Origin of the sequence: Bifidobacterium sp. ESL0790, from assembly GCF_029395435.1 — a bacterium.
GTDB lineage: Bacteria > Actinomycetota > Actinomycetes > Actinomycetales > Bifidobacteriaceae > Bifidobacterium.
The window spans coordinates 468064-488386 of the sequence record NZ_CP113915.1 but is presented as its reverse complement, the minus strand read 5'-3'; the positions used below and the strand labels follow the sequence as shown (position 1 = coordinate 488386).

Genomic DNA, 20323 nt, shown 5'->3' with positions numbered 1-20323 from the left:
GGGCTCCCCGCACCACGCCGAGGCCCGTGCGCAAGATGCGGCGCGCCTTGGCCAAAGCGCGCAAGGTGGCCCCCGGATGGCTGACCTCGTACGTCTCGCCCCTGGGCTGGTGCGTGTTGGCGCTGGGCGTGGCGAGTCTGGCGGCGTTCCCGGCGCTGGGCTGGCATGAGCTCATCGTCATCGCGGTCATCACGCTGGTGATGGAGGCGGCGGGCCTGATCATGTCGTTGGGCAACACCGCCTTCAAGGCCACCCTCAAGCTCTCCGAGCGCCGCATCACCGTGGGCGACACGGTGGATGTGGACGTGGAGGTCGCCAACCCCGGCAAGACCCCGACGGTGAGCGCCGAGGGCGAGCTGCCCATGGGCGAGGCCCACGAGAGCTTCCGCATCCCAGCCCTGGCCCCGGGCCACACCAAGAGCCAGCGGGTGCAGTTCCGCGCCGCCACGCGAGCCGTGCTGCCCGTCGGCCCGCTTTCGATCCGCAAGGGTGACCCCTTCGGCCTGATCCGCCATGAGCAATCGCTTTCCGAGGCCATCAACGTCTACATCCACCCGCGCACGGTGCGCCTGAACACCCTGAGCTCCGGGCTGGCCCGCGACCTCGAGGGCGGTCCCACCGAGCAGGTGGTCGACGACGACCTCGATTTCTACGGCCTGCGCGAGTACCGTCCCGGCGACGACATGCGCAACGTCCACTGGCTGAGCTCGGCCAAGACGGGCACGCTGATGATCCGCCAATACGACGCCACCAAGCGCACCGACACCTCGCTGACCTTGGCCAGCAACCCCGGCGACTATCTCGACGAGCAGGAGTTCGAGACGGCGGTGAGCGTGGCCGCCTCCATCGGCGCGCAATGCCTCATGGATTCGCGCCCGTTGGTCTCCCACGTCTCCACCCACGACTGCCAGGCCCACAACCCCACGCAATTCCTCGATTGGTGCAGCGGCATCACCCCCGACATGGACGAGAACCCGAACCTCGCGGCCAACACCCTCAAGACGAGCCCCGACGCCTCGTTCTATTTCTTCGTCATCGGCTCGCTGGGCGAGCTTGAGCGGCTGCGTCGCATCGCCGCGGCGGTGCCCAGCGAATCAGTGTGCGTCATCTTCAGCGTCGACCGCTCCCAGGCCAGCTCCATCCGCCAATACGACGGCTTCACGCTGGCCACCCTAGGCAAGCTCGATGAGCTGCCCCTAGTGATGGAGGCGCTGCGATGAGGCTTGGCACACCACTTTCCGACATCACCGGCACCCACGGCACGCTGGGCGCCACAGACACCGGCACCGGCACCTTCGTCCGCTCCGACGGCTCGTGGGCCTCCGCGACCCGCGCCCCCATCGTGCTCACCGGCGGCGACAACGGCCGCCGCCACGCCTTCGTCACCCCACACCGCTCCTGGAGCGCCTATCTCGTAAGCCTCGCGGCCATCCTCGTCATCATCTGCCTCGACTCGGCCAACCTCATCGACGCCTATGGCTCGGCCCTGATGTGGGCGGGCGTGGCAATCCCCGCGGCGCTGCTCGGCTGCCTGATAGCGCTTGCTGGCGCCGTGCCGGCCATGCGCCTGTGGTGGCAGCTGGTCTTTCTGGTCGTCGCGCAATTCATCATCGGTCCTATCGTCACCTTGAACGACACCACGATCGCCCATGTCGTCCCCACGCTCGACACCCTCACCCAAGGCGCGACCGACACCTTCGGATCGTTCAAATACGTCATCTCCGTGGCCGCCCCCATCGGCGGCGCGGACGGCGGACTTATGGCCCTATGGACGCTGAACCTCTTCACCGCCCTGCTCGCGGGCGTCCTCGCCGTCAACGAGGCGCACGATCTCTCGCTGGTGAGCATCGTGCCGCTTATGGCCAACCTGGTCGTCAGCGCCCTGCTGGGCACATCCTCCGGCACCGCCCGCGTCATCTGCCCAATCGCCGCGATGCTGGTCATGGTCATCTGGCTGGCCTGGCGCCGGCATTCCCTGAACCTCAACAGGATGGCGAGCGCCGCCGTCATCATCGTTGTGGCCGCGGCCCTGGCGTTCGGCGCGTGCCTGGTGGTGCCGCAGCACCGCCTCACCCTGCGCGACCGCTACAATCCCCCGCTCGACCCGCACCAATACACGAGCCCGTTGAGCAGCATGCGCGCCTATGTGAAGGACCATAAGAAAGACACGCTCATCACCGCGCGCGACCTGCCCGCCGGCACCCCCATCCGCCTGGCGGTGATGGACCGCTTCGACGGCAACGTGTGGAACCTCTCCGATTCCTCCGACGCCTCGGATTCCTCGGACTACCGCAAGGTCGGCAGCGCCATGGAGGCCAGCGACCAGGGCCGCCGCTTCAAGGCGACGCTCACGGTGCATGACGGCTTCTCGGAGCAATGGCTGCCGCTGGCCGGCGACGCCACGGGCATCACGTTCTCCTCCAAGCACGCGAAGGACGAAGACACCTTCTATTACAACCTCGGCACCCATTCGGCGATCATCCCCGACGGCACCCAGGCCGGCCAGACCTACACCGAGACCGGCGTCATCCCCGACGTGCCCTCCCAGCAGGAAATCGCCCAGGCGAGTGCCCAACAAGTCACGCAACCGGCGGCCAAGGACGTGCCCGACAGCGTCGGCAAGCTCGCCCCCTCGCTGGTCGGCAAGCAGTCCACCGACGGCAAGACCGCCGACGCGTTGGCCACGGCGCTCAAGACCAAAGGCTGGTTCTCCCACGGGCTTTCCGGCGACTACCCCTCGTTGCCCGGCCACGGCAACTACCGCATCGACCAGATGCTCGGCGGCTCGGCGATGGTGGGCGACAGCGAGCAGTACGCCTCCGCGATGGCGCTGATGGCCCGCGAGCTGGGGCTGCCCGCCCGCGTGGTGCTCGGCTTTTTGCCCAAGGACAAGGACGGCGGCATCTCCAAGGCCCGCACCCATCAGACCAAGAACGGCCCGGTCACCGACTACACGGGCAACGACATCGAGGCCTGGGTCGAGATCAACCTCAAGGGTTACGGCTGGGTCGCCTTCTACCCCACCCCCAAGGAGACGAAGGTCCCCAACAAGAACCAAGACCTCACCCCGCCCAAGCCCAAGACGCTGGTGCGTCAGCCTCCGGTGCCGCTGACCGACCCGCTGCGCGACCAGAACCAGGCCCGCGACCGCTCGTCCTTGAACGGCGACGAGGTCAACAACTCGAAGCTCGGCATGATCCTTTCCAAGGTCTTCCACGTGGTGGGCGTCGTGGCCGTCTATGGCAGCCCGCTGTGGATCATATTGGCTATATGCGGGCTCATATTGCTTATCAAGGCCATCCAACTGGCCCTGATGCGAAAGCGTGGCTCACCGGGAGAACGCATCGCCTCGGGCTGGCGGGCGCTTGACATGCTGGCCCTGCAGAGCGGCATCCGCACCTCCGGCACGCGCCGCGACCAGTCCCGGCAGATCGCCGAGGCGCTGCGAAGCGATGGGCAATCGATCGACGCGAAGCTCGGCGATGAGCTCGACAAGCTGTGCCGCGAGGCGGACTGGGCCTCGTTCTCCGGCGTCGCGCCAAAGGAAGGCGCCCCGGAGAGCTATTGGAACGAGGTCGACAAGTCCAGCAAACGCATCCTCTCCAGCCAGACCCGTTGGCGCAAGCTGCGCACGAGGCTGTCGCTGCGCGGTGTGGTCAGCAAGGCGACCCTCGCCGATCTGACGGCCAAAGTGACGGGCCTGCTCGCCTCCATCTGGCAGGCGATATTGCGCACGGCGAAGTCTATACTGGCTCATAAAGGCAAGAGGGAAACCGAGAGGAAAGGCCGCAGATGAAGGTTTCGCGCATCCATACCGCCATCGGCAGCGACATAGGCAACAAACGACGCAACAACCAAGACAACGGGTTGGCGGCACTTGGGGTCTATGTGGTGTGCGACGGCATGGGCGGCGGCGTCGGAGGCGAACGGGCCAGCGGGCTCGCCGTCAAGCATCTGGCCGCGCTGGCCAGCAAGCCCGCCCGCGACCGAGCCGACATCGAGGCCACATTGCAGGCGGCCCAGGACGACACCCTCGAGCTCGGCGATGAGCTGGGAGGCGTGGCCGGCACCACCGCCACCGGGCTCGTCTCGCCCCGCATTCCCAGCGACGACGCCGAAGCGGACGGCCGGCTCGACCCCGCACTTTGGTACGTCATCAACGTGGGCGACTCGCGCACCTACCATCTCGACCGGCGGCCCGACGGCATCAGCGTGGCCGATTCCATCTGCCAGGTGACCACCGACCATTCCCAGCGCCAGGAGGCCATCGACTCCGGGCTGATGCTGCCCGAAGTGGCCAACGCCACCATCCCCCGCAACATCATCACCCAGTGCGTCGGCTCCCCCGACGGCATCGACCCCGATTTCTTCGCCGTCGACCCGGTGGGCAGGTTCGTGGTCTGCTCCGACGGTCTGCACTCGCTGGTCGAGGAGCATGAGATCGGCGAGATATGCGAGGCCAACCCCGACCCGCAGGACACGGTGACCGCGCTCATCACGGCGGCGCTCGACGCGGGCGGCGACGACAACGTCACCGTCATCGTCGTGGACATCGACGCCGACGAGGCGCAGGCCGGGCAATCCGCCGAAACCGCCAATCCTGCTATGGGCTCCCCAAAGGAGCCGTGGCACGCCTCGAAGCTCGACCGTGGAGAGGACCTCGGTACCATCAGCGACATCACCCTCGACGGGCTGAGGACCTGAGGGCCCAGCGCTCCGGACGTTCCTGGTATTTCGGGCGTCAACAAACGTAAGTAATAACAACAGCAACAACCAAGAAGAAAGCAAGAGAAATGGTCGATTACGATACCGCCGCAGCTGTCGTGCAAGATCAGCAGGCAGACCCCATCATGCTGGCCAAGATAGCCTACGAAAACCCCGAGTTCGGAGCAAATGTGGCCGCCAACCCGCGTTGCTACCCAGGCCTCAAACGCTGGATCGCCGAGTTCGGTGACGAGCGGGCCCGCCAGACCCTGCAGGCCATGGGATTCGCGGCACCCGAGGGCGGCCCGAGCAGCCCTGTGGCGCAACGCTCGCAGGAGGGCGAGGCCGATGGCGGCTCACAGGCCCCGCACAGCACCACGGCCGATTCGATCGGCACCCTGCAGGAGGACTATTATGGCAGCGGCCAGCAGGGCTATGCGGGACAGCAAGGTCAACAAGGCCAGAACGGGGGCGCGCAACAACCGGCCACCAACCCTTATGGCTTCACCGCCGAGCAGGCCCTCGATCCGAACACCGACCAGATGACCATCGCCCGCATCGCTCAGTACGCGCCCGAACTGCGCGCGTGCCTGGCCCGCAACCCCAACACCTACCCCGAGCTGCTCAACTGGCTCGCCCAGCTCAACGACCCGTCCATCAACGCGGCCCTGGCCACACGGCGGTAGAGACAGACAATATCTCGCGCATACTAAACGGACGCGGATGGCATGGCGATTAGCCTGCGCCATCCGCGTCCGTTTGTGTTCCCGTGCTTCCATCATGCCTTTACGCGTTCGCGCATCCGCGCCGGTAGACCAGGAAACCCAAGTATATTTTAAGTCGTGGCTCTGCGAACAGTACTCGGTACAACGACGGCAAGGTATTCACGATGCCCCCCATGTGGTCGTCCACTTCCACAAAGCTGGAATGCAGGCCTCAAGCCTTCCCGCAACTAGTCAAATCCGTTAAGTGGGTGTTTTAAAGGTTAAGTGGGTGCCCATTTGACCGAAATAATAAGAAAAATACCTTATTTTGGGAGTTTTGAGCTCGGTCAGGCACCCACTTAACGCGTCAGGCACCCACTTAACATCCCTCACTCGCCTCAAGCAGACATTTCGGAAGCGGACACTGTTCACCGGGTTCATCGATATAGATACTCGTGCCCTTGGTCCTATGAATCCAACGATTCCATAAGCCCAAGGGCACGAGTATCGCCGGCCGAAAACCGACTTGATGAAAACCTATTCGGTGAGCTTGAAGAACTGGTCGCCGATGCGCAACGTCGAAGGCACCGACAGCTGCATAGGCTTGCCCTTGATCTGCTTCTCATGGTCGCCCTCGATGACGTAGGTGCCGTTGAGCGAACCGTAGTCCTCGATCCACAGCGTGCCGTCCTTGTCGAAACTGATTGCCGCGTGGTTGCGCGAGACGGTGCGCGTCGGGTCGGTGAGCTTGACCGAGACGGCCCCCTCGGGAACCGTCGCGGAGACGTGGCGCCCCAGCAGCGTGCTGCGGTCGAGCAGGATGTCTTGCCCGGTGGCGTCGTTGTGTAGGTGATAGCCCTTGTTGGGCGACTTGCCCATGAACGAGGAGGAGAGCACGGTACCGTCCCAATCCTCGATGTCGCCGGCCGCGTTGACCGCGGGGCCAGCGGACGCACCGCCTTCGTTGCCGTTATTGGCCTTGTTACTGGCCTTCGAGGAGACCTGCGACTCGGCCGTCACCGGCGCCGGCTTTTCGACAGGGGTGGCGGCAACGGCTTCTTGCACAATGCCGACGCCTGCCTGTGCGGCGGTCTGGCCAGCAGACGCGGAGGTTTGCACGATACCGGCATCTGCCAGCGTGGCTGCCTGGCCAGCAGTCGCAGAGGCTTGCCCGGCATTGCCGACGGCCTCTCCAGCGGTTGCGGAGGCGTTGGCCCCATCGTTCAATTCCGAAAGGACAGTGACATCATCGTCATACCAACCAGGCTCGGGTGGCGGCGGAAAAGGCGTATTGCTCATGAATCCATTCTATCGTCCCAACACAACATTTGCCGCAAACGGCAAACCTTATACCATTCACTCACCAACCCGCCCAAATAATACGTAAGCGCCCCGCCATGCACGTTGGCACAGCGGGGCGCTCCGTCACATTGGACTAGATGAAGACTAGAACCCTAGCCTTCTCGCGCGACCTCAGGCGTTGGTGTCGCCGTCGGGCAGCCCGCCGAGATCGGCCTGGCCTCCCTGGTCGTCGAGGAAATCGTCGGGGTTGAAGTCGTCGCCGAGCTTCAGGTCGCCAAAGTCGATGTTGGAGAAGTCCACATCGTCCAGGCCGCCCTCGCCAAGCTCGCCGTTCTCGTCATCACCCAGGCCGAAGTTCGGGTAGATGGTGTCGCGGATGGCCTTGTCGGGCTCCACCGTCGCGTTGCGATAGCGGGCCAGACCGGTGCCGGCGGGGATGAGCTTGCCGATGATGACGTTCTCCTTCAAGCCCTTGAGCTCGTCGGACTTCTGCTCCAAGGCGGCCTCCGTCAAGACACGGGTGGTCTCCTGGAACGAAGCGGCGGAGAGCCAGGAATCGGTGGCCAGCGAGGCCTTGGTGATGCCCAGGAGCTCCGGACGGCCCGCGGCGGGCTTGCCACCGGCCTTCACGGCCTCCATGTTGGCGTCCTTGAACTTCGTCTGGTCGACGAGCTCGCCGGGCAGCAGCTTGGTGTCGCCGGAATCGATCACCGTGATGCGGCGAAGCATCTGGTGGACGATGACCTCGAGGTGCTTGTCGTGGATATCCACGCCCTGCGAGCGGTACACGTCGTGCACGCCCTCGACGATGTTGACCTGTGCGGCACGCGGTCCGAGGATGCGCAGCACCTTCTTCGGGTCGACGGAGCCCTCGATGAGTTGGGTGCCGGTCTCGATGTGCTCGCCGTCCTTGACCATCAGCGGCGCGCGACGGGTCACCGGGTAGGTGATCGGCTCGACGTTCTGGTCGTCGGGGGTCAGCGTGACCTGGCGGCCGTGGTCGGTGTCCTCCACCTTGACGGTGCCCGGATACTCCGCGATCGGCGCCTCGCCCTTAGGCGTACGGGCCTCGAAAAGCTCGGTGACACGGGGAAGACCCTGGGTGATATCGGAAGCCGAAGCCACACCGCCGGAGTGGAAGGAACGGAGCGTCAGCTGCGTGCCAGGCTCGCCGATGGACTGGGCGGCGACCACACCGATAGCCTCGCCGACGTCGACCAGGCGATTGGTGGCCAGCGACCAGCCGTAGCACTTGGCGCACACGCCGCGCTTGGACTCGCAGGTCAGCACGGAGCGGGCCTTGACCTCCTCGACGCCGTGGGCGACCATGTCGCGCAGCACGTCCATCGAGAGGGCCTCGTCGCGCTTGTAGAGCACGGTCTTGCCGTCCTTCGGGTCGATGACGTCGGCCGCGAGCAGACGGGAGTAAGGACCACCGTCGGCGTCCTTGACGAGCACCAGGTTGCCGTCCTCGTCGTGGTCGGCGATCTTGATGGGCAGACCACGCTTGGTGCCGCAATCCTCCTCGCGGACGATGACCTCCTGGGCCACGTCGACGAGACGACGGGTGAGGTAGCCGGATTCCGCGGTACGAAGCGCGGTGTCGGCCAGGCCCTTGCGGGCGCCGTGCTGCGAGATGAAGTACTCCAGCACGGAGAGGCCCTCACGGTAGTTCGACTTGACCGGTCGGGGGATGATCTCGCCCTTCGGGTTGGCCACCAGGCCTCGCATGCCGGAAATCTGGCGAATCTGCATCCAGTTGCCTCGGGCGCCGGACTGCACCATGATGTTGACGTTGTTGTCGTCCTTGAAGTTGTCGCGCATGGCGTCCGCGACCTTGTCGGTGCATTCGGTCCAGAGGTTGATGAGCTCCTGGCGACGCTCCTCCTCGGTCAACAGACCCATCTCGTACTGGTCGTTGACCTTGTCGGCCTGGCCCTCGTAGTCGTGGATGATGTCGAGACGCTCGGGAGGCTCAACGATGTCGGAGAACGACATGGTGACGCCCGACCAAGGAGCGCGGGTGAAGCCGAGGTCCTTCAGGGCGTCCAGCGTGGCGGCCACCTGGGCGGTGGAGTAACGCGTGGCGATGTCGTCGACGATCGTGGAGAGCTTGCCCTTGGCGACCTGCTCGTTGATGTACGGGTAGTCGGTGGGCAGGGTCTTGTTGAACTGCAGGCGGCCGTAGGAGGTGGCGAAGAGCACGGAGCCGTCCTTGAACCGCTCCTCCTTGACCACGTCCGGGCTGCCGGGCTCGGGGTCGACGACCTTGAGTTCGGCGGGCTCCCAATCGGTGGGCAGCACGAAGTCCTTGGGCAGGCGCACCAGCACCTTGGCCTGCACGTCCACATCGTGGCGGTCGACGGCCATGCGCAGCTCCTCGATGGAGCCGAGCACGCGGCCCTGGCCCTTCGCGCCCTCGATGACGCTCGAGAGGTAGTAGAGGCCCAGGATCATATCCTGCGAAGGCATGGTGACGGTGTGGCCGTCAGCGGGCTTCAGGATGTTGTCGGATGCCATCATCAGGCTTCGGGCCTCGGCCTGCGCCTCGACGCTCAGCGGCAGGTGGACGGCCATCTGGTCGCCATCGAAGTCCGCGTTGAATGCGGCGCAAGCGAGCGGCGGCAGGTGGATGGCCTTGCCCTCGACCAGAATCGGCTCGAAGGCCTGGATGCCCAGCCTGTGCAGCGTAGGCGCACGGTTGAGGAGCACGGGGTGCTCGCTGATGACGTCCTCGAGCACGTCCCAGACGGACGCGTCCTGGCGATCGACGAGGCGCTTGGCGCTCTTCATGTTCTGCGCGTAGTTCTGCTCCACGAGCTTCTTGATGACGAAGGGTTTGAAGAGCTCCAGGGCCATCGGCTTGGGCAGGCCGCACTGGTGCATGCGGAGCGACGGGCCGACCACGATCACGGAACGGCCGGAATAATCCACACGCTTGCCCAAGAGGTTCTGGCGGAAACGGCCCTGCTTACCCTTGAGCATGTCGCTCAGGGACTTCAGCGGGCGGTTCGAGGCGCCGGTGACCGGGCGGCCACGACGGCCGTTGTCGAACAGCGAGTCGACGGCCTCCTGGAGCATGCGCTTCTCGTTGTTGAGCATGATCTCGGGGGCGCCGAGCTCGATGAGCCTCTTCAAACGGTTGTTGCGATTGATCACACGACGGTAGAGGTCGTTCAGATCGGAGGTGGCGAAACGGCCGCCGTCCAGCTGCACCATCGGGCGCAGGTCCGGAGGGATGACCGGGATGGCGTCGAGCACCATGGCCTCCGGCTTGTTGTCGGTCGTGAGGAAGGCGTTGACGACCTTCAGACGCTTGAGGGCGCGGGCCTTGCGCTGGCCAGAGCCGGTGTCGATCTCCTCGCGCAGCTGCTTGGCCGCGGCCTCGAGGTCGAAGTCCTGCAGGCGCTTCTTGATCGCCTCGGCGCCCATGCAGCCCTCGAAGTAATCGCCGTAGCGGTCGCACATCTCCTGCCACAGGTCGACGTCGCCCTCCATGTCGCCGGGCTCAAGGGTCTTGAACCGGTCGAACACGGCGGTCAGGCGCTGCACCTGGTCGTCGTAGCGCTGGCGGATGGCCGCCATCTCACGCTCGGCGGAGTTGCGCAGCTTGGTCTTGGCGCTGCCCTTGGCCTCGCCGCTGGCCTCGAGTTCGGCCAGGTCGGTCTCGACCTTCTTGGCGCGCTCCTCGATCTCGGAATCGCGGCGCTTCTGGATGCGCGCGATCTCGGTCTCGAATTCCTCGGTGAGGTCGGGCAGGTCCTGGTGACGCTGCTCGTCGTCCACCTTGGTGACCATGTAGGCCGCGAAGTAGATGACCTTCTCCAAATCCTTCGGCGCGATGTCGAGCAGGTAGCCCAAGCGGCTCGGCACACCCTTGAAGAACCAGATGTGGGTGACCGGGGCGGCCAGCTCGATGTGGCCCATGCGCTCACGGCGCACGCGGGACTTGGTGACCTCCACCCCGCAGCGCTCGCAGACGATGCCCTTGAAACGCACGCGCTTGTATTTGCCGCAGGCGCACTCCCAGTCGCGGGTGGGTCCGAAGATCTGCTCGCCGAAGAGGCCGTCCTTCTCGGGCTTCAGTGTTCTATAGTTGATGGTTTCCGGCTTCTTGACCTCGCCGTAGCTCCAGTTGTGGATATCCTCGGTGGTGGCCAGGCCGATCCTCAATTTGTCAAATGCGTTGACGTCCAGCACTCTTTTGTCCTGTCTTCCAATTGATGTCAATTACGAATATGGGGCTTTCGGGCTTCCGGCCGGCGGCTCGAAGGTGGTTCACAACCTGCCTTGGGACCGCCGGCGGCTATCGAAGCCGTGAAAGCGCTTGGCTCAGCGATACTCCGGCTGAGGCGCGGCCTGATCGTCCTTCGCGGCGGCGTCCGGGCGGGCGCCGATGTTGAAGCCGAGATCATGCGAGGATGAGGTGGGGTCGTCCTCGGCGTCGTTGAGGTCGATCGCCACACCATCGGCGTTCAGCACCTCGACGTTCAGGGAGAGCGACTGCATCTCCTTGAGCAACACCTTGAAGGACTCCGGGATGCCTGCCGGCGGCAGGTTCTCGCCCTTGACGATGGCACCGTAGGCGCGCACGCGGCCGTCGACGTCATCGGACTTGGTGGTCATCATCTCATGCAGCGTGTAGGCGGCGCCGTAGGCCTCGAGGGCCCACACCTCCATCTCGCCGAAGCGCTGGCCACCGAACTGTGCCTTGCCGCCCAGCGGCTGCTGGGTGATCATGGAGTACGGGCCGGTGGAACGCGCGTGGATCTTGTCGTCCACGAGGTGGTGCAGCTTGAGCATGTACATGTAGCCCACCGAGATCGGCTTCGGGAACGGCTCGCCGGTGCGGCCGTCGTAGAGCGTCGCCTTGCCGTCCTCGCCGACGAGCTTGTTGCCGTCGCGGTCGGGCAGGGTGCTGCGCAGCAGGCCCTGGATGACATCGGGGCGCACGCCGTCGAAGACGGGGGTGGCCACCGGGGTGCCCGGGTCGCCATGCTCGGCGCCCTGCGGCACGTACTTCTTCCATTCGGCCTCGAGATCCGGGTCGAGCTTGATGTCCCAGCCGGCGTGGGCGATCCAGCCCAAGTGCAGCTCGAGGACCTGGCCCAGGTTCATTCGGCTAGGCACACCCAGAGGGTTGAGCATGATGTCGATCGGGGTGCCATCGGGCAGGAACGGCATATCCTCTTCCGGAAGGATGCGGGAGATGCAGCCCTTGTTGCCGTGGCGGCCGGACATCTTGTCGCCCACCGTGATCTTGCGGTGCTGGGCGATGTAGACGCGGATCATCGAGTTGACGCCGTTGGGCAGCTCGTCGCCGTCGTCCTCGGCCTCGTCGCGGGTGATCTCCTTGATGGAGATGACCGTGCCGGTCTCGCCGTGGGGCACGCGCAGGGAGGTGTCGCGCACCTCACGGCTCTTCTCGCCGAAGATGGCGCGAAGCAGGCGCTCCTCGGGGGTCAGCTCGGTCTCGCCCTTCGGGGTGACCTTGCCGACCAGGATGTCGCCGGCCTCGACCTCGGCGCCGATGCGGATGATGCCGCGCTCGTCCAAGTTGGCCACCGCGTCCTCGCCGACGTTCGGCAGGTCGCGGGTGATCTCCTCGGCACCGAGCTTGGTGTCGCGGGCGTCGATTTCGTATTCCTCGATGTGGATGGAGGAATAGGTGTCGTCCTTCACCAGGCGCTGCGAGATGATGACGGCGTCCTCGTAGTTATAGCCGTTCCAAGGCATGAACGCGACCAGCACGTTCTTGCCCAGGGCCAGGTCGCCCTTCTGGGTGGCGGGGCCGTCGGCCAGCACGCTGCCGCGCTCGACGCGCTCGCCGTCCTTGATTAGCGGCCTCTGGTTGTAGTTGGTGGTCTGGTTGGAACGCTGGAACTTGGCGAGCTTGTAGCTCGACTGGGTGCCATCGTCATTGGCCACGCGGATGATATCGGCGGAGACGTAGCTGACCACGCCGGGCTTCTCGGCCAGGATGGTGTCGCCGGAATCGTAGGCTGTGCGCCATTCGGAGCCGGTGCCCACCAGCGGGCGCTCGCTCTGCACGAGCGGGACGGCCTGACGCTGCATGTTGGTGCCCATCAGTGCTCGGTGGCCCTCGTCGTGCTCGAGGAACGGAATCAGCGAGGCGCCGACGGAGACCATCTGGCGCGGGGAGACGTCCATGTAGTCCACCTGGCTGACCGGCACATCCTCGGCCTCGCCCGCGGCGGAACGGACCAGCGCGGTCTTGGAGACGAAGTCGCCATTGTCGTCAAGCTCCTGGTTGGCCTGGGCGATGACGTGGTCGGTGTCCTGGTCGGCGGTCATGTACTCGATGTCGTTGGTCACATGACCATCGACGACCTTGCGGTACGGGGTCTCGATGAAGCCGAACGGGTTGACGCGCCCGAAGGTCGCCAGCGAGCCGATGAGGCCGATGTTCGGGCCCTCAGGGGACTCAATCGGGCACATACGTCCGAAGTGGGACGGGTGGACGTCGCGGACCTCCATGGAGGCGCGGTCACGCGAGAGGCCGCCGGGGCCCAGCGCGGAGAGACGACGCTTGTTGGTCACGCCGGAAAGCGGGTTGTTCTGGTCCATGAACTGCGAGAGCTGGGAGGTTCCGAAGAACTCCTTGATCGTCGCGTTCACGGGGCGGATGTTGATCAGGGACTGCGGGGTGATGGCCTCGGCGTCCTGGGTGGTCATGCGCTCACGAACCACGCGCTCCATACGGCTCAGGCCGGTGCGCAGCTGGTTCTGGATGAGCTCGCCGACCTGGCGTATACGACGGTTGCCGAAGTGGTCGATATCGTCGACGTCCACGCGAAGGTCAACGTCCTTGCCGTCACGCTTGCCTGGGAAGGTCTTGTCGCCGGCGTGCAGGGCCACCAGGTACTTGATGGTGGCGATGATGTCCTCGCGGCTCAGGCTGCGGTCGGTCGGCTCGGCCTCGAGGCCCAGCTTGCGGTTAATCTTGTAGCGGCCCACGCGGGCGAGGTCGTAGCGGTGGGTGTTGAAGTAGAAGGACTCGAGCAGGTTCTTGCCGGCCTCGGGGGTCGGGGTGTCCGCCGGGCGGATCTTGCGGTAGAGGTCGGTGAGGGCCTCGTCCTGCGTCTCGATGGTCTCCTTGTTGAGCGCATCGATGACGAGCGGGTAATCCTTGAACGACTTGGCGATCTCCTGCTTGGTCATGCCGATGGCCATGAGGAAGACGATGGCGGACTGCTTGCGCTTGCGGTCCACGCGCACGCCCAGCACGTCACGCTTGTCGATCTCGAACTCGAGCCATGCGCCGCGCGACGGGATGATCTTCGCGCCGAAGATCTCCTTGTCGCTGGTGCGGTCGGGGGTGCGGTCGAAGTAGACGCCCGGGGAACGCACGAGCTGCGAGACGATGACGCGCTCGGTGCCGCCGATGATGAAGGTGCCGTGCGGGGTCTGCAGCGGGAAGTCGCCCATGAAGACGGTCTGGCTCTTGATCTCGCCGGTGTCGCCGTTCTCGAACTCGGCGTTGACGTAGAGCGGCGCGGAGTAGGTGTAGTCCTTCTCCTTGCACTCCTGCACCGTGTGGCGCGGCTCCTCGAAGTAGGGGTCGGAGAAGGTCAGGCTCATGGTCTGCGCGAAGTTCTCGATCGGGGAGATCTCGTTGAAGACCTCCTCCAGGCCGGAGGTGTGGGCCACCTCGTTGGTGCCCGCCTTGATGTCGGCCTCGGCCCGCTTCTTCCAGCGCTCGTTGCCGATGAGCCAATCAAAGCTGTCGGTCTGCACACCCAGAAGGTAGGGCACATCAATGGGTTCCCTGATGGAACCGAAATTCACACGGTCGCTCGCCTTATGCACCTTGATGTCGTGCTCGTCGGCGCGTGCGATGACTTGTGTGGTGTTCGTCTTGAGCTTGTTTTCAGCCAATGGACGTTCCTTATCGCTCGCTTATCTTTTCGATATCAATTCTTTAAGGAAACGCGCCGTGAAAAACCTATGCTTCGCGGGCGCTTCGTCGTTAGAGCATGCCCGCAATATGACACACCTTATGCAAATACAATATTTTACCATACCGCTGGACATTGCTTCGTGGGCGGCAAGCCCTTTGAATTGTCCAAATTCGGAGAACGGCGGCAAGGTATATGTAAGGAATAAACGAGGCCTACATATAAAGATCTATATATAGGTATCTCGTTCAAAACATCCGGCTAAAGCGACGCAGACGTCAATCGACGACGAACGGAAGCTTGCGGCTCTTGACCTGCGGATGGTCCTTGAGGCTCAGCTGCGCCTGGTAGGTGCCCGGGTCGACCTTGGGCAGGAGGTCGTCGCTGACGCATTTGCTTCCGGTCTGGTTGGCGTTCCACGCAATCTTCTGGGTGTCCTTGTCGCCCTGGGCCATCAGCAGCATGCGGCTGTCGGCTGGGCAGGTGTCGGAGCGCCAGATCGTGTCGTCGCCCGAGGTGATGGTGAGCACGCGCGAGGTGTTCGACCCGTCGATGAGGCACTGGCCGCGGCCCTCGTGCGCGATGGTCGCGCTGAACTCAAGCGAGCCGCCGACCTCGACGCTCTGGGCGCCCGATGTCAGGTCCAGCTTCACATCATCCGCGCCGCATTTCGGGGTTTTCTTCGCTTTTTTGGTTTCGGCTTGCTGGCGCGAGACCGTCTGCTCCTCGTAATGGCCGATGCTTTTGCTGACCATGCCGATGCCACGGCCGATGCTATACAGGCCAAAAATCACCAACGCGAGCACCAGCAGCAACACGATGCCCACCACGATGCGACGACGCATATAGATGCGCCGCTGTCGTTTGCTAAGCTTGCGCTTCGTGCCACGCTTGCGTTGCTGCTGAGAGGTCATACCTACCAGTGTAGACGAATGAAGTGAACGGTGGTCGAACCGTTAGGCGAACGACATATGCCTTTCACAGCCGCGCCGTCAGACAGCCCGCCTAGGGCTGTCCATATTATTCGTGACGGACTCATCCGTGCATGTTCAAAAGGACCAACTATTTCTAGCCGACTCACCTACCTTGGATGAATACGGTATTGCCTCGGATTCATCGGGGGTAGACGCAGGGAGCCATCAGTGCCTATTTCGATGAGACCGTCGTCGTCGAGGCTGGCGATGCAGGCGTCGAGTTGGATGTGGTCGGGCCAGGCTTTTCGACCTCCGGGCGAGACAAGGACGCGCCGGCAGATGAAGCCGCCTTTGCAGAGGACTTTGCGGGTGACGACGAACCTTTTCGCGGCCGGACCCAATCAGCGCGAGCAACGCCCATACAACCACGCCCACGACGATGCGGCAGCGAAGATAGTGATGCATCTCCTCATTAGATTTGGCTGTTCCTGACGCTTCTGCAGTTACTGAGAGGTCAAAATCCTCAGTATAAGCATCGAAGATAAATTTGACGCTTAAAAGGCTAAAAACTCATTCCACACTTTTCAATTCGTTCGAATGCGAATTTCTTTAACTTGAATTGTCTCAACCTCAGAACATTTCCAATCATCTGGATCAAAAAAGCAATAATTCATGTGAGAAGGATACATGGTACTTTCGAAACAAACTCCATCGATCTGTTGCGTTTGCGTATCATTCAAAGATTTGACAAACTCAGCAATATATTGCGTTGGGAGATAGTCGAGTTCAGCATTCGGATTAGAACTGACAGGTTTCGCAACCTCCTGAGCGAAATCATGCAATAAAGGTTTGTTAACAGCAAGCAATCTTAAAGCATGCAGATTAGTAAAATCCGGAACAATCTGATCAATTTTGGAGAGATTAAGCACCCTTCTCTTCTTTTCGCACCTAAATGTTCCCACACTCACATAATCGGGAACCGTAGCTCTGACCTCATAAGGCACCGTCTCCCTATCATGGCAGAGATACAATTCTCTTATCCCCGACGGATTAACTCTTCCTGCAGCTGCCAACAAATTTTTAGGAGGAGCTCCCATCTCTTCTTTTTTGAAACCGGTTTTGCTGTTGGTAATCCTGCCACGGTAAAAGAGATCATTCGAATCAGCATCGGGAATATCCTCTACAAGACCTAGCAACAACTCCTGTATCGAATTTAGATGTATGAACGGGATATGGAAACGATTTTTGTATTTGATATGTTCTGCGAAGGAGCTCCAGCTGCCATTTTCTACAAACGGTTTCTCTGCTGAACGCCTTAGCCTAAATTTTCGCGTAGAAAAACCTTTCGAAACCATTCCGTTTTCGAATAACGAAGCGAACAAAGAAAGAAGAAGCCGGGACGGAGTTTCCACCTTTTCGCTGACAATATTCCAATCCTTTTGCAAAATCATTGACATGGGTTCTCCAGCCTTTGAACCCGACTCATAAAGACTAATCACATTGTAAAGTGCGTTTTGCAGTTCATCATGTTTCCCAAGCTCGTACAACCGAACATTCGATGAACCACAGTATGGACAATTCCCCAACGGACTCTTCGCGTCATAGGCACTTTCAACAATATCTTTCAAGCCTTTTTCGAAACAGTTGCTGCAACAAAATTTCGTTTTATCATTCATGATTTCGCTCTCCCGATTAGCTCAGGTAATTGCTCATCAGTTCCAGATGGTGCATAATGGAAAGTCGCTTGACCATAGCCAGCCCTGGAAACAGCTCATTGTCAAAGAAATAACGGAACCTGCGTGCTGCAAATGTTGTCATTGCTCTATCATCATTTATCAATTTAGCTACTGCCTGGTTGAACTTAGTACCGGGATCACGAATGGTGTCATTGCTGTCGGAAACATAATGATGAATCCACAAAATATCGTCCCGATCAAAATAAACCCAATGAATGGCCACAGCGTAAGCAGCAAAACCTGTTGTAGGACGTTGAGAGCCAATTACCGAATAATCACCGAAGCCATCATCGTCAAACCTTGAATAGAATAGATGATCTCTTGAAAATATCTCATCCGGATGTTCCGCATAATCAGCATTTCTCGAAAGTTTATGGAAATGATCAACCAAAGCGGCACTCGAAAAATTCTTGAGCCCTTTTAAAATGTCTTTTGAAGCAAGCACATCCTGTTTGACCGCGTTGCCGCCCTCATAAACGACTTCGGAAAAATCAATACCATCTAACCCCTGTATCTGCGGTTCCGCCCCGCCACCAAGGGCATACCGGCCTTCTCTGGCTACCACAATATAGGGATTTGCAAACGCATATCTTTGGGCGATATCCCAATCCTCATAAGCCTCTTCAGTGAGAAGAATTACGGGGACGACAGCCCTATTGCCCCTAAGACCAACTGAGCTAAGCAACGCTGTGGTGGAAATGCCCTCAACAGGATTAATGACCACACCAATACGAAGGTGATGCTGACGAAACGCCTGAATAACACTTCTTAGCAGATGAATTGAGACCTTTGAATTACTAACCGGTTCGATAATTGGCAGTACGTTGTTACTGATTCTGTCCTCTTCTGCCAGATTTCGCAGAGCATAAAGCTCCGACTGTCTGCCATAAAGGTAGGGATAGTAGCACCCGCTCACGTTTATCTCCTTCGATAGTCACTCCTCAGTAATGCATTCAATCTCTTCTCATCATAACGCCAATCGGAAAAATAAACCAAGGATTGCAACTCATCTTGGACGTTTCCAGATATTTGGAAATTCGCCAACTTACGCTGTTTCAAGGTTCTCATAACGAATTCCTGTTGTTTCAAAACCGGCAAAATAGAAAACCATTCCATGCAAGTACTGAAATACTGTACAGGTGTGACCTGAGGTAATTTTCCGAAAGCCTCAAGCAAAACCTTCTCATATTCCGGTTTACGCAACATATAAAACAATGATTTCGAATCAAGAAAATCAGTACAACGCTGTGCCCGACGAACATGTTTCGCGCTAATCGCATTGCGCCGCGTGACTGCATACACCCCGATAAAACTTCCATATCCGGTGAACGTGTCAAGAAGATTCAGCACCTCCTGAAACCTTGCTTCAGGAACTACCACATAGACATAGGAAAAGACCGTTAGATAATGCTGTAATTGCTGCTCCAGCCTATCGAAAGTGTCCAAATCGGACTTGATCTCGTACGCTCTTCCACAACCATTAATCATCACGAAATCCGCGATGGAATCCCCCACAGGAAGCTGACGAAAAGCAACTGTCGTACGAGGACTGTGTTTTTTCAAAAGCTTACGAAACAATACATCTTGATAAACGAACTCATTACGTTGATTACGATAAAGGTAGCGATAAATCTTAGTAAATATCTGACCATAAGTCATAGAATCAAACCCACTGACACTTTTATCCGCCGCAGTTTGAAACGTCTTACTGAAGCCAGAATCCAACAAATCTTGAAGAACATGAGTGCTGAACACATGATTAAGTGCTCGAACAGCATCTGCCATGGTTCCTCCTCTGTTCATGATGTTTACTCGATGAAACTATATTGTTTTTCTATGCTTAATTCATTCTAGCTATTCTAATTGATTCACCCCCCCAGAAACCGCGAACAAATCACCTGCCCAGTTTCATTGTGGCAAACTCAATGAACCATTTGGACTGATTTCTATGAGGCCGTCGTCGTCGAGGCTGGCGATGCAGGCGTCGAGTTGGATGTGGTCGGGCCAGAGCTGTTCGACCTCCTCGCGAGACAACGAGGCGCCGGCGGATGAAGCCGCCTTTGCAGAGGACTTTACGGATGCCTTTTCGGATGACGGCGAACCTTTTCCAGTGGCCGGTTCCGAATCGGCGAGAGCGCGCAAAGCGTTGAGGACGATGCCGCGCACCTGGCGGTTCGTACCTTTGAAGCTCTGGCGCGGGCGAGTGCGCTTCTCCCCCATCCCCGGGCAGCCGGCGGCGTAGAAGCGGTTGTGGCCGACCCATGGGTCCTCGTCGATCTTCGGGTTCTTTGCGGTGCAGACCAGCGCGCCCAGCTCAATCAGCGCCTCGTTCCAGATGACGCTTTCCTCGGCGTCCTTCGGCAACACGGCGTTCGCCAGCTTGCGTTCCTCAGGCCTGGCCGAGCCACCCAGCGACTCCTCGCCCTTGAACGTGCGCCAGAGCACGCGGCGGACATTGGTGTCGATGACCGCGATGCGCTCGCCGAACGCGAAGCTTATCACGGCGCTGGCGGTGTAGTCGCCGATGCCGGGCAGCGCAACCAATTCGTCATACGTTTTTGGAAGCTCGTTGTCATATTGCTCAGCGACCACTTTCGCACATTCCTGAAGCCGCAACGCGCGACGGGGATAGCCAAGCCTGCCCCACGCGGTGATGACTTCGGCCGTGCTTGCCTTGGCGAGGCTTGCGGCGTCGGGCCAGACATCCATCCAGTTGGTCCAATACTGAACGACGCGGCTCATCTGCGTCTGCTGGCTCATCACCTCGGAAATGAGGATGCCCCACGGTGTCGTGCGGCCGAATCGCCACGGCAGGTCGCGCGCGTTCTCGTCCCACCACGAGAACAACTCGCTTTTCATCGCCTCGAGTTCGTCGGCGCTAAAGCCCTCGACCACCTCGCGCGCGCCTTGTGCAGCTTGCGTCATATCCATATCCTTCTGAACCATCCGAACCATTGTGCCCTAAAGCCGCTACAGCGGCACGGAAGGCGTAATCCGCATGGTTCAATCGTCAGTGCTGCGGAAATAATGCGCTTCGGTCTCAC

General features: G+C 60.8%; 12 protein-coding genes. 4 read left to right on the top strand and 8 right to left on the bottom strand.

Going from position 1 to position 20323, the window contains the following annotated elements:
* Window positions 1-35 precede the first annotated feature (35 nt).
* From OZY47_RS01735 to OZY47_RS01720, 4 genes are all read left to right on the top strand, one after another.
* Window positions 36-1220 carry a DUF58 domain-containing protein gene (locus OZY47_RS01735; protein ID WP_277179048.1) on the top strand — a complete coding sequence of 395 codons (1185 nt, stop codon included), beginning with the start codon at window positions 36-38 and terminating at the stop codon, window positions 1218-1220.
* Window positions 1217-3796, top strand: a complete 2580-nt coding sequence (locus OZY47_RS01730; RefSeq protein WP_277178232.1) for a transglutaminase domain-containing protein — start codon at window positions 1217-1219, stop codon at window positions 3794-3796. Before OZY47_RS01735 ends, OZY47_RS01730 begins: the two co-directional genes overlap by 4 nt.
* A complete protein-coding gene (locus OZY47_RS01725; protein ID WP_277178231.1) occupies window positions 3793-4704 on the top strand; it encodes a serine/threonine-protein phosphatase in 912 nt (303 codons plus the stop codon). Before OZY47_RS01730 ends, OZY47_RS01725 begins: the two co-directional genes overlap by 4 nt.
* Window positions 4705-4793: 89 nt before the next feature.
* Window positions 4794-5390 carry a hypothetical protein gene (locus OZY47_RS01720; protein WP_277178230.1) on the top strand — a complete coding sequence of 199 codons (597 nt, stop codon included), beginning with the start codon at window positions 4794-4796 and terminating at the stop codon, window positions 5388-5390.
* Window positions 5391-5945: 555 nt separating this feature from the next.
* Here OZY47_RS01720 and OZY47_RS01715 read toward each other — a convergent pair.
* The 8 genes from OZY47_RS01715 to OZY47_RS01680 form a co-directional block, all read right to left on the bottom strand.
* Window positions 5946-6476, bottom strand: coding sequence for an FHA domain-containing protein (locus tag OZY47_RS01715; protein WP_277179046.1), 531 nt, complete (start codon window positions 6474-6476; stop codon window positions 5946-5948).
* A 405-nt stretch (window positions 6477-6881) separates the two neighbouring features.
* Window positions 6882-10910, bottom strand: a complete 4029-nt coding sequence (locus OZY47_RS01710) for a DNA-directed RNA polymerase subunit beta' (RefSeq protein ID WP_277178229.1) — start codon at window positions 10908-10910, stop codon at window positions 6882-6884.
* A gap of 132 nt (window positions 10911-11042) precedes the next feature.
* Complete coding sequence (gene rpoB / locus OZY47_RS01705) at window positions 11043-14609, bottom strand: DNA-directed RNA polymerase subunit beta (RefSeq protein WP_277178228.1); 3567 nt, start codon at window positions 14607-14609, stop codon at window positions 11043-11045.
* A gap of 298 nt (window positions 14610-14907) precedes the next feature.
* A complete protein-coding gene (locus OZY47_RS01700) occupies window positions 14908-15543 on the bottom strand; it encodes a hypothetical protein (protein WP_277178227.1) in 636 nt (211 codons plus the stop codon).
* A gap of 584 nt (window positions 15544-16127) precedes the next feature.
* A complete protein-coding gene (locus OZY47_RS01695) occupies window positions 16128-17219 on the bottom strand; it encodes an RES family NAD+ phosphorylase (RefSeq protein WP_277178226.1) in 1092 nt (363 codons plus the stop codon).
* A 16-nt stretch (window positions 17220-17235) separates the two neighbouring features.
* On the bottom strand, window positions 17236-18195 hold the full coding sequence (locus tag OZY47_RS01690) for a sce7725 family protein (RefSeq protein ID WP_277178225.1): 960 nt from the start codon (window positions 18193-18195) through the stop codon (window positions 17236-17238).
* Between the two features lie 2 nt (window positions 18196-18197).
* Window positions 18198-19064: a sce7726 family protein gene (locus OZY47_RS01685; protein ID WP_277178224.1), complete on the bottom strand. Its 867-nt coding sequence runs from the start codon at window positions 19062-19064 to the stop codon at window positions 18198-18200.
* Window positions 19065-19187: 123 nt separating this feature from the next.
* Window positions 19188-20138, bottom strand: coding sequence for an A/G-specific adenine glycosylase (locus OZY47_RS01680; protein WP_277179045.1), 951 nt, complete (start codon window positions 20136-20138; stop codon window positions 19188-19190).
* Window positions 20139-20323: the final 185 nt, after the last annotated feature.

Coding starts and splice junctions, on each gene's coding strand:
- OZY47_RS01680 (WP_277179045.1), bottom strand. CDS start 20,138: ATGAAAAGCGAGTTGTTCTCGTGGTGGGACGAGAACGCGCGCGACCTG.
- OZY47_RS01695 (WP_277178226.1), bottom strand. CDS start 17,219: ATGAATGATAAAACGAAATTTTGTTGCAGCAACTGTTTCGAAAAAGGC.
- OZY47_RS01700 (WP_277178227.1), bottom strand. CDS start 15,543: ATGACCTCTCAGCAGCAACGCAAGCGTGGCACGAAGCGCAAGCTTAGC.
- OZY47_RS01725 (WP_277178231.1), top strand. CDS start 3,793: ATGAAGGTTTCGCGCATCCATACCGCCATCGGCAGCGACATAGGCAAC.
- OZY47_RS01735 (WP_277179048.1), top strand. CDS start 36: ATGCGGCGCGCCTTGGCCAAAGCGCGCAAGGTGGCCCCCGGATGGCTG.
- OZY47_RS01685 (WP_277178224.1), bottom strand. CDS start 19,064: ATGGCAGATGCTGTTCGAGCACTTAATCATGTGTTCAGCACTCATGTT.
- OZY47_RS01720 (WP_277178230.1), top strand. CDS start 4,794: ATGGTCGATTACGATACCGCCGCAGCTGTCGTGCAAGATCAGCAGGCA.
- OZY47_RS01730 (WP_277178232.1), top strand. CDS start 1,217: ATGAGGCTTGGCACACCACTTTCCGACATCACCGGCACCCACGGCACG.